Source organism: Streptomyces sp. NPDC111802 (assembly GCF_055634335.1).
In genome coordinates this window covers 24237-34223 of record NZ_JBVKCZ010000064.1, presented here as the reverse complement: position 1 = coordinate 34223, position 9987 = coordinate 24237, and the positions used below count along the sequence as shown (strand labels likewise).

Sequence of the window (9987 nt, the reverse complement as noted above, 5' to 3'; positions counted from 1 at the left end):
CAACGGCTCCAGCTTCGGACCCCGACGAGGAACTGACGCACCAGCAGCAGAAGTCACACAACAACTAACGATCAACTACTGGCGCAGGCCACTAGTAGGGTGCGCGCACCTGCTGCCATTTCTGGTTGGCAGTGCCTTTCCAGGTGTGCTGCACGGCTCTTGGGCCGGCGACGATGGTCAGGTTCTTGCCGCTGTGCCGGGCGGTGATGCGCCAAGAGCCGTCGCCGAGGCGGGTGAACTGCCATTGCTGGTTCCAGTCGACACCGCAGGTCTGCTGTGTCAGCCATGCCCCGTCGTTGGTGACCGATGACGGTACGGTGAGGCATTTGTGGCTGTGCCGGGCGATGATCCGGTAGTAGCCGTCGTCCAGGGGGAGGATGTGCCAGTGCTGGTTGGGGTTCTGGGCGGTGCCGCAGGGGCGTTGTGTCACGCCGGCCCCGTCATCCCAGGACCACAGCGCGGTCAGGCACTGGCCGCTGTGCTGGGCCCGTAGCTCCTGGTAGGGGTTTCCGGAGCCGGCGCCGCTCACCACACCGGTATCGGTGTTGATGAAGACTTTCGGGCGATAGGTCAGCGACAGCGATCTGTTGGTGGGAAACTGCAGCGGCAGCCAGACATACTCCGAGTCGTTGTGCACACCGTGCCAGGGCTGCGCCCACCGGTCGCCCATGTAGAGGTACGAGGTCATGCGGCTGCCCTCAACGGGGACGACGGCGGTGACCTGCGAGCCGTAGCCGATGCTGTCGCCGAGGTTGGCCTGGCCGCTCCAAGGGCCGGCGATGCTGGTCGCGGTCGTGTACTTCTGCTGATTGGGGTTCCAGCCGGTGGTGCCCGACGACACGATGAAGTAGACCCCGTTGCGCTTGAACACCGACTGTGCTTCGCGCGCCACCCCGTGCAGGGTGGTCACCCGGGCGGCGACACTCAGGTAGTCGGACGACAGGCGGAAGATGGTCAGGTCCTTCTGTTCATTGGTCGTCGAGATCAGGTACGCATGGCCGTCGGTGTCGCGGAAGACGGTCATGTCGAAGGACTTGTATCCCATGGGCCGGAAGCTGCCCTGGTAGGTGTAGGTGCCGTCCACCGTGGGCGATGTGGCGATGGCGACCTTGTTCTCGGTCATGGGGAATGGATAGTTCTCTTTGCGAAGGAAGAGTACGTATTGCTGCGTGCTGGTGTTGTAGATGACCCTGGGCCGATAGACCCCGGCGGTCTGCAGTTCGGGGGACGAGGACTGGACCAGTGCGCTGTTACGGAACTCCCAGGTACGCAGGTCGGTGGAGCGGTAGATCGGGATCGATGCGAAGGGGCCGCGAGGGTACGTGTTTTCGCCGAACCAGTAATAATACTCGCCCACTTTGATCATGCTGCCGCCGTGCCCGTGCACCGCGTCTCCGGCGGTATTGATGAACTGGGTTCCGTTGGTGAACGTCCCCCCGTCGGCTGCGGCTTCACCAGCGGACTGGAACGGTAATAGCAGCCCGATACAGGCCACGACGAGTAACCGAACTATGTGACTCGCTATTCTGCGCACAGGCGCACACCACCCTTTCACAGAGTGTTTTGGCGAGCGTGTCGAGGAGGCCTCGATTGACGCATCGCCCTGTGCAGGAAACCTCGCACACGCCTCGCTGGTACGCCACTTGCCGCCAGATTGGGGCCAGCATGGGTTCACTCCGCCAGAAGCCGGTAGCCCTTGTACGGCAGCGGCTTATCGCTCTCCAGGCGTAGCCCTCTCCCCACAACGATCTACATAATTTCATCTCACGATCCCCGAACAACATGTCAGTGTCGCCGAAGCTCTGGCGGGCGCTCCCCTCTCATTCTCCTCCGCCAGACGGGTGAAGATCGTTCCACCTCTATAGATGCGCCGTCATATAGCCGTATGTACTCATTCTTTCTTCATGTCATATGTATTACGGATGGCATGCATGGTTCGCGTAGGGCGACGGGGCTGTGCGGCGGACGGGATCACTGCTTCTGCCGTCGCGCCCGCCCTGCTCGATCAATTCCTGGGCGCGCGCAGTGACACTTCGCCTTCCAGTTTGAAGAGAGCGAGAAGATGAATGAATCGACAACTTGGCCGATTATTCGCTGTCATGCTGATGGCCTGCGGCATTGCGGGGGCAGGCGGCGTCCCGCAAGCGGCCGCAGCTGAGCTGCCTGCAACTACCTCGGTCGATGTGCAGTCGGCTCAGCCCAGGCATCTTGTCAAGGTACGCAAGAAGGTGGCCGCTCCCACGGTGGACGTTGCCAATGTCCGCGATTTCGGTGCCGTCGGTGATGGCACAACCGATGACACAGCGGCATTCCAGCAAGCCATCGCGGAGTCGGCTGCGATGAAGATCCCGGTCTACGTCCCGATGGGTACGTACAAGATCACCAACACTCTCACGCTGTCGAAGCAGGTGATGACCGGGGACGCCCACGCCAGTTACACCTCCGACTATCAAACGCTCCCCACCATCCTGCAAGCGGACCCCGCTGACAGTGCGATCCGCCTCAAGGACGGCGGCGCGGTGAGTGGTCTGAACTTCCTCACCCCTCTGGACCAGTCGTCCGCCACCCCGACTCAGTTCGCCACGACCGTCCTCCTCGACGGCGTCGGAACCCGTGTGAGCAACGTGAAGCTCTCATTCCCTTGGAAGGGGATCGAATCCACCAGCGCGAACACCGGGCGCGCCGTGATCCAGGATGTGTTCATCTCGGCGCCCGCCAAGCTGGGCATGCGTCTCGACACCGGATGGGATGCTACGACGGTCGAGAATGTGGAAGTCTGGACACCTCCCAGCGTTTATCAGGGGGCATTCTGGCGCAATGGGACCGGCATCGAGCTGAACCATCTTGATGCATTCCACATGAGCGATGTATTCGTATTCGGCGCGAACACCGGCGTCTATCTGCGAGGGACCGACCAGGGGGCGACCTGGGGGACGATCGAAGGCCTCACCACCGACTTCTGCAACATCGGGGTACTGAGCGCGGACAAGACGGTTGTGACCCTCACCAACACCACTCACTACAGCCACGTCCACGCTCTCGCGATCACCGGAGGCGAAAGCAAGATCAACGTGTCCGGCGGCCACTTCCGCGCCAACGGCAACGCGTCGGTCTTCGTTCACGGCGGCTACTACGTGACGATCTCGAGCTCCGAAATGCAGGGAGTTGCGGGGCCCGCGCTCCTCGTCGACGGCGGGGCGAAGGTGACCATCACGGGCAACGATATTTCAGCAAACTCCTCCGGCGTGCAGCTTCACGGCAATGGCGTGATCAACTTCTCAAACAACACCGTTGTCGCGGACACGCATGCAGCCGCCTTCCAAAACTACGCCACCAACCCATTCAATCGCGTGGACGGAAACATCATCTACCCCTGACAGACGACAACTTGAAAGCGCCTTGCGTGCCGCGGTCGCTGTGCAATATGCAGTCCGCGGCGCGCTCGGTGTTGTTGGTGGCCACGGTGATGGCGTCGGATATCGGCGTGGTCTTCATGTGGTCGGCCATGGACCAGCCGATCGTGGCCTGGGATGGCAGTCGATAACCGTGGCGAGGTAGGGGAAACCAGACCAAGTGTGGATATAGGTCATGTCGCCGACGAGTTTGCGGCTGGGCGCGTCAGCGTTGAAGTCACGGCGCATCAGGTCCGGGATCTGGTCGGCGCGCTCGTCGGCCAGGGTGGCGGCCCGCCAGGGCCGTGGCTGGCAGGGCGCCAAGCCCAACTGCGCATCGGCGTCCGGACCAGTTCGGGGCTGGCCTGCGTGCCCCGGCGGGCGAGGACGGCGTGCACCCGCCGGTAGCCGTAGGTCTCGTCGGATTCTCGAAACGTACCGGATCAGGGCTGTGAATTCTTCACGGCGTTCCGCGGTCGCCGACAAGGGTCTGGAACGCCAGTCGTAGAAAACCGAAAAGGGAACCTGAACACCCATCCCCCCGGTCCTGACCAGTTGATCAGCATATACCGCACATTGGGGGAGGCTCAGAAGCGCGAGGCGCTGAGTGACCCGGCCGTCGGATTTCCCCAGTGCCCGGGCTACAGCGCGCTGCGACCATGGATCTGGACGGGCCGTTCAAGAGCTTTGGCGCATCGAGTAATTCCAGGTCTTCTTGCTGGACAGGTGCGATGAGGGCGGTCTCCATCAGGTCTCGGGGCGGCGTGGGCGTTGTCCACGCTTGTGACGGCTGGTCAGGCTTCTGCGGGGAGGCGGCCGCTAGTTCTGCGGCGAAGTGCCGTTTCTGCACAACCAGTCGTGCTCGGCCGAGTCAGTGCACCCTTCATCATCAGGGTCACCTGGGCGATGACTACATTAATGGAGGAAACTATGACCGCAACTGCAAAGAACGGGATTGATTCGGCGGAGCGGGATCCGCGCGACTCCGGACAGTAGTCCTTATTAGCTGCAACTCCCCGGCGATCTGCATTACGTACGCTGGGAGCTGCGGGCGCGGGCGTTTTTGCCGCCGTGGCTACGGGTGGAACGGCACACGCCGCGAGTGGCCCTCTTCGCGGAGTAAGCCCAGTATTCGACGTGACCACCTACGGCGCGGTGGGGGACGGCGCCGTCGACGACAGCACCGCAATCCAAAAGGCCATCAACGATGCGAGCGTCAAGGGCGGAATTGTCTGGCTCCCCCCGGGCATCTACCGGCTGGGCACGGGACTGACAGTCAACGCACCGATTGTCATCGCTGGTGCCGGTTGGGGGCCGGTCAAGAGCCCCCACGGTTCGTGGCTGTATGTCGACTCAGTTGACGTGGGCGCGATCACCATCGCCTGGAACGGAGCGGGGACCACGGTGGCTGGTCTGGCGATCAGCCACAAGCAGCCTTCCTTCGGCCCCGGCTGGGCCCCCCTTGATTATCCGCCGGCCATCCAGGTCAGCAGTACTGACGTCCATATCCACGACATCATGCTGAACAATCCGACACGGGGCATCAGCGTCACCAACCCCAGCGGAGTTGTCGGCCGTGTCTGTCTGGAGCGGATCTGGGGTCAACCACTGCGGCAGGGCATTGAAATTGATAATGCACTCGACGTCATCAAGATCGATAATATTCACTTCTGGCCGTTCTGGAGCGGCAACGACCAGAGTGTCGGGGCCTACGTTGCCGCCAACGCGACGGCGATCCTATCGGCCCGGAACGACAATCCGCATTTCACCCGGATTTTCACGCTCGGGTACGCCATCGGAATGCACTTCCACGCGAGCAGCAGCGGCTTCACGAACAAGTTCCGACTGTCCGATGCGGACTTCGACATCTGTGGCTACGGAGTAATGATCACTGGCAGCGGTACGACGGGACAGATCACCAACCTCACTTCTCAGGGCGCGCAGGACGCACAGGGAAAAATCACTGGTGTTGCTTGCCTGAAGATTGCAGCGGATGGTGTAACGGTGCAAGCGACGAACCTTCGCGCGTCGCATTTCACCGCGAATGGTATTCGCGTTCAAGGGGCAAACTCCCAGCTCTTCCTGGAAAACTGCTGGGTGGAAAACTGGAATACTTCCCTGCGTGGTTTTCCCGGTATCGAGGCAGTCGCTCCGGCATCGATTTATGTGGGGCGTGGACGGTTCTTCCTAAACGGAAACTCGGCACCGACCGTCGGCGGTACAGGCACGGTAATTTTGGACTCCTGACGGCTTTGTTCAAGTTGTTGGTGTGGTAGGTGAGTTGGGCCAAGTTGCGGCTGGACGTGGGGCCATCCCGGTCAGGCGGTCGTGGTCATGCCGGTGGCGGTCTTCCAGATGCGGAATCGTTCGGTCATCTGGGTGCGGTAGTCACTCGCTGTGTACAAATGCCGTCGGGGGTCGGAAGTGTCAGGAGACCCTCGTCGGCTGGTGACTGTTCTCGGCCCGATCGGGATACCCCGTTCCGCTACCTCAACGAACAGGCCCGCCACCACCAGGACGGCGGGCTCCGGTGATCAGTGTGGACGCGAAGAAGATGGAACTGGTCGGCCCGTTCAAGAACAACGGCCGTGAATGGGAGCGGCGAGGCGAGCCGGTCCGGGTCGGCACCACGACTTCCCCCCACCGCGAGTTGGGCAGAGCGATGCCCTACGTCTACGGCGTCGAATCCATCCGCCGCTGGTGGAACGGAGCCGGGTGGGCCGCCTTCCCATGGCCGGGCGAGCGCGCTGGCACTGCTTGCCTGCTCAGCGGTGTTCTTCACAGGACGAGCGAGTCGGGCAGGCCCCCGCTGAGCTTGGACCGCACCCGAAGGGTGTGGCTGCTCGTATCGAAGCGGGCAGTGGTTCGGGGGTTGAGAACGGGGTGTTCCCTCCTCTGCGGATGTCCCAGATGGGAAGGGACCACTCGGTTCCGGTTTGTCCTGCGCACGCGGGAAGGCTCCTCGTGTCTTGCCGGCGACTCGACTGATCCGGGTGAGGCTGCCACCCGGCATGCTGGCAGGGAGGGCCTGTGCGTGATCATCCGCTGGTCTGGGTGTCCCAGATGGGATGCAAGCTGCTGTTGTAGATGACGACGTTGCCGTCGTCCTGGACGGCGAGGGCGGCGGCGCCCTGGTTCGCGGTGTTGGACGCCCAGATCGCAGTCTTGTTGAAGTCGTAGACGACGAAGTTGCCGTCTGACTGAAAGACGGCGCAGTAGCCACGGCCCGCGGTGCCTGTCTGCCACACGAGGCGGCTGTCCTTGTAGAGGGCGAGGTTGCCGTCCGCCTGCATGACCAGCGTCGCCCGCAGGTTGCCCGACGTCCACGCCCAGTGCAAGCACAACTTGCTGCCCGTAGGAAAGACGCCAGCGTTCTGCCCCGGAGGGAAGATGCCAGCGTTCGTCGGGCGTGTGGCCGACCCCGGGTCCGCGGCCTCCGTGACGGCCGGCCCCCGCGGAGCCACCGCTTGCGCGCTTCCCGCGCCCGCTCCGGCTAATGCCAGCACCGTTACCGCAATGCACATCACTCTACGCATCTTCAGCACTCCCACAATCTCACAGTGAACGCCCGAAATAAGCCTTATGTGCTCCATGTAGTCAGATAACTACTTTGAGTGCAGTCGCGGCGGCGGACCAAGGATGGCGACGGCGGCCAGCGCGTGTTGAAGACGTGTACTGAGCGCGGAGAGGTCCGCGGTCAGGCAGCAGGAGAACACGGTCAGGCGGCAGGAGAACAACCCTTGCTTTGTCGGTGGCGGCCAGCTGCCGCCCGGCAGGGGTGCGCTCCCGCCACCAGGTGTGCCGGTAAGAACCGTGTCAGTGCGCCACTAGGCGCTGTTGTTTCGGACGGAGGTGCAACACCACCGTCGCCTCGCCGTCGCAGTGGCGAGGTGAAGCTGGAGGCAGCCTGAACCGGGGATCGCCGGGGAGGGCGAGAGCAGCCTCGACAAAGTCGGTCGGCCCAGCACTGCCGGAGGTTGGGCCTGGTGAGCGAGACGGGAAGGTATACGCGAGGAACCGGCGCTGTTACGCCTCTTGAGTTCTTGCCAGCTCCAATCCGGTGGATGTGGCTGGTCAGCGGTGCGCAACCGCCCGGAAGGGCGGGGAACTCCCGGTCCGGTATTGGCAGTTTGGGCCGGGAGGCCCCGACGAGTGGGAACCGCTCGTGACCGTGGAGAGTGCCGGCCCCTGCTGGTGCAGCGGGGCTGCACGTTGGACCGGGCCCCACCCAGAGGGCCAACTCCTCGGCCAAGTAACTCCCCGGACCCGGCAAAGCCAAGCCTACGCTCGCCAGCCGCCGCCAACCAGCTTGACAAACGTTCATGGAGCACCCGTATTTCGGTTGCGACGCCCCTGAATTCGCTCCGAAGACAAGGAGGGCCGCGCCCGCAGGCGAGGCCGGTGTCTCGTCTGCGCGCATATGATTTTCTGCCTGCTGTCTGAGGCGGTGGTAGCCTTTGTGTTTCAGAAAACTGGAAAGGCCCGCGCAATGGGTGATGCTGTGGAGCCCCCCCCGCGAGCAAGGGACATCCAGCACCACGCGCTGCGGCAACACACCTTGGGCCACGGCCCCATATCGGCAGCTGGTCAACGCAGAGATACCTCCTGACTCTGATACTGCCTGCCGCCAGGGGCACAACCATGTGAATGCTCCTCTCCGGGGCACACAAAACAGAGGTACCTCCAATCACGAGGAGGAACAGTGAGATTCACGCGTTCTACCCTGACCTTCGCAGCGTTAGGCGGTCTGTTGGTGGGGATCAACAGCGCCTTGGCGGCACCCGCCTCCGCTGCACCCGATGTCACACCACAGAAAGTCTGTGGAAAGGGCTACACGACCGTGAACTCGATGCCCGTAGGGTCATTAGGCACCGTCTACCTGACGTACAACTCCTCGAACGGCCAGAACTGTGTCGCAACCATCCGTAGCAATCCCGGAAGCGCCGTGGAAATGTCTGCGTGGATTAAAGTACCGGAGACCGGAAACGCTGAGGATCACGGCCAGTTCACCTCGCACGCGGGGCCGGCTTACGCCTCTGGCAAGGGCCATTGCGTGAACTGGGGCGGCCGCATCGCCAACAGGCATGTGCAGGTCTACAACTCCAACTGCGCTCTCATGGAGCACCGGGTCACCTTTACGGGGTGACGCGCGCTTCCTTCCCTGTTGCCACGTCCCCGTGGGGCCGCCCGTGGCCCGTGCGGCCGTAACACACACCCCCAGTGCCCAGGTGCGCTCAGAGCACACCGCGCCACTCTCCGAGGGCCAGGTGTGCTGTCCAGGGAAGTTGGTGACGGGCGGCACGCTATGAGCGGTCCTTGAATGGGGTGAGGGCCTTCTGGATTCGGTGTGATTGCGACATCTCCCCGACTGCCAGGAGGCCCGGGCCCTCGTTGTCCAGCGTCCGGCCGGCAGGCTGCGTCTGGCCCGGTGTGTCGTCGAGTGACCTGGCCGCCACGGCGGGCCGCGGAACGCTTCCAGGTCAGCCACACAACCGCAGCCCGCTGAGCACACCCCTACCGTCTCCACGGAGCCGCCGGGGTGCAGGACCGTCCAGCCGCCCGCACGACCAGCCCCGACCGGGATCTGGCCGGGGCTGGTCGGGGCTGAGGAGCATGTCGTGCGTCTACGGCGCGAGCACCGCATTGGACCGGTGCGGCTTGCTGCCCCGTGCGGCATCGCCGCTTCCGCCGCTCACCGCATCCCCGTCCGCCACGGCCTGCCCGTTCTGGCTGCCACCGACGGGGCCGCCGGAGTGAACGTGCGCCGCTACGAGTGTGGCGGGCCTGGCGAGCTGGTCCACGTCGACGTCAAGAAGCTCGGCCCCCCAGCCAGCCGCATTCGAGTCCGGCGGCGTAGCTGCTGGGCGGCACATCCGACCTACGGGTGGAGATTTCAAAGCGACCCCGCGAGGAAGGCTCCACGGCGGGCCCCACAGCGCGCTGCACCACGAACGAGAACCAAATACGGAGCGGGTCCGCCGCCTCGGGGGAGAGCGGCGGGCCCACCACTTCCAGTGTGCCTCGGCCGCACGCTTGACGCATGCCGCGACGGCTGGGGCAGTGCTGGGACGGCCGACAGGAGCTCCCCGACATTGGGTCGCCGCGCTCCAGGTCCTGCGCCGGCAAGCCATCTGCGCAGGACTGGGCACGACACGCGTCCTCAGGCTGCTGAGCGGCCTGGAGCCTCGAGGACGCGGACCGACCGCCTCCGTGTGGGGTGGGGTGGATCGGTGATTGTCAGGCGAGTGCGGCTGATGCGTAACAGCCTCTGTAAGTGGTCGGGGACACGGCGTGCCCGCAGCCGATGACCGAGGCGGCGGGCGAGGTTGTCGGCGGCAACCAGGGCGCCGATGCCGGAGCAGTCGCAGAACTCCAGACCGGCGAGGTCTACGACGGTCTCTTCGCACGCGGTCACCGCCACAGTCAGCTCACGGCGCAGATCCGGGACGGTGGCGATGTCCAGCTCCCCGGAGACGACGACCAGGGCGTGGCGCGAGTCCGGGTTGATGCTCAGCGTGATGTTCATTTCCTGCCTACCTCCCCCGCGGCGCCCGTGGCTGGTAGTTCAGCCACGACCCTGCACCGCACGACCGAT

Annotated in this window: 6 protein-coding genes and 4 pseudogenes; 5 read left to right on the top strand and 5 right to left on the bottom strand. The window is 63.9% G+C overall.

Annotated features, from left to right (window positions below; translation table 11 throughout):
• Window positions 1-91 precede the first annotated feature (91 nt).
• A complete protein-coding gene (locus ACZ7NC_RS40575; protein ID WP_471496455.1) occupies window positions 92-1495 on the bottom strand; it encodes an RICIN domain-containing protein in 1404 nt (467 codons plus the stop codon).
• A gap of 604 nt (window positions 1496-2099) precedes the next feature.
• Between ACZ7NC_RS40575 and ACZ7NC_RS40570 the strand changes: the two genes are divergently transcribed.
• A complete protein-coding gene (locus ACZ7NC_RS40570) occupies window positions 2100-3377 on the top strand; it encodes a right-handed parallel beta-helix repeat-containing protein (protein WP_471496453.1) in 1278 nt (425 codons plus the stop codon).
• Window positions 3378-3640: 263 nt separating this feature from the next.
• Here ACZ7NC_RS40570 and ACZ7NC_RS40565 read toward each other — a convergent pair.
• A pseudogene (locus tag ACZ7NC_RS40565) lies at window positions 3641-3814 on the bottom strand (hypothetical protein); the annotation flags it as partial.
• 715 nt (window positions 3815-4529) lie between these two features.
• On the opposite strand from ACZ7NC_RS40565, the gene ACZ7NC_RS40560 reads away from it, so the two are divergent.
• A complete protein-coding gene (locus ACZ7NC_RS40560) occupies window positions 4530-5639 on the top strand; it encodes a glycosyl hydrolase family 28-related protein (RefSeq protein ID WP_471496451.1) in 1110 nt (369 codons plus the stop codon).
• 71 nt (window positions 5640-5710) lie between these two features.
• Here ACZ7NC_RS40560 and ACZ7NC_RS40555 read toward each other — a convergent pair.
• Window positions 5711-5879: pseudogene (locus ACZ7NC_RS40555) on the bottom strand (IS6 family transposase); the annotation flags it as partial.
• Between ACZ7NC_RS40555 and ACZ7NC_RS40550 the strand changes: the two are divergent.
• Window positions 5855-6123, top strand: a pseudogene (locus ACZ7NC_RS40550) (ISAzo13-like element transposase-related protein); the annotation flags it as partial. The pseudogenes ACZ7NC_RS40555 and ACZ7NC_RS40550 sit on opposite strands and share 25 nt — an antisense overlap.
• Window positions 6124-6430: 307 nt before the next feature.
• Here the strand turns inward: ACZ7NC_RS40550 and ACZ7NC_RS40545 are convergent.
• Complete coding sequence (locus ACZ7NC_RS40545; RefSeq protein WP_471496449.1) at window positions 6431-6730, bottom strand: hypothetical protein; 300 nt, start codon at window positions 6728-6730, stop codon at window positions 6431-6433.
• Between the two features lie 1364 nt (window positions 6731-8094).
• Here ACZ7NC_RS40545 and ACZ7NC_RS40540 point away from each other — a divergent pair.
• Window positions 8095-8538, top strand: a complete 444-nt coding sequence (locus tag ACZ7NC_RS40540) for a spore-associated protein (RefSeq protein WP_471496447.1) — start codon at window positions 8095-8097, stop codon at window positions 8536-8538.
• A gap of 205 nt (window positions 8539-8743) precedes the next feature.
• A pseudogene (locus ACZ7NC_RS40535) lies at window positions 8744-9214 on the top strand (transposase family protein); the annotation flags it as partial.
• A 338-nt stretch (window positions 9215-9552) separates the two neighbouring features.
• Here the strand turns inward: ACZ7NC_RS40535 and ACZ7NC_RS40530 are convergent.
• Window positions 9553-9918, bottom strand: coding sequence for an STAS domain-containing protein (locus ACZ7NC_RS40530; RefSeq protein WP_471496445.1), 366 nt, complete (start codon window positions 9916-9918; stop codon window positions 9553-9555).
• Between the last annotated feature and the right edge of the window lie 69 nt (window positions 9919-9987).

Bases quoted from the DNA above. Each gene is read 5' to 3' on its own strand.
- ACZ7NC_RS40570 (WP_471496453.1), top strand. From the start codon at position 2,100: ATGCTGATGGCCTGCGGCATTGCGGGGGCAGGCGGCGTCCCGCAAGCG.
- ACZ7NC_RS40530 (WP_471496445.1), bottom strand. From the start codon at position 9,918: ATGAACATCACGCTGAGCATCAACCCGGACTCGCGCCACGCCCTGGTC.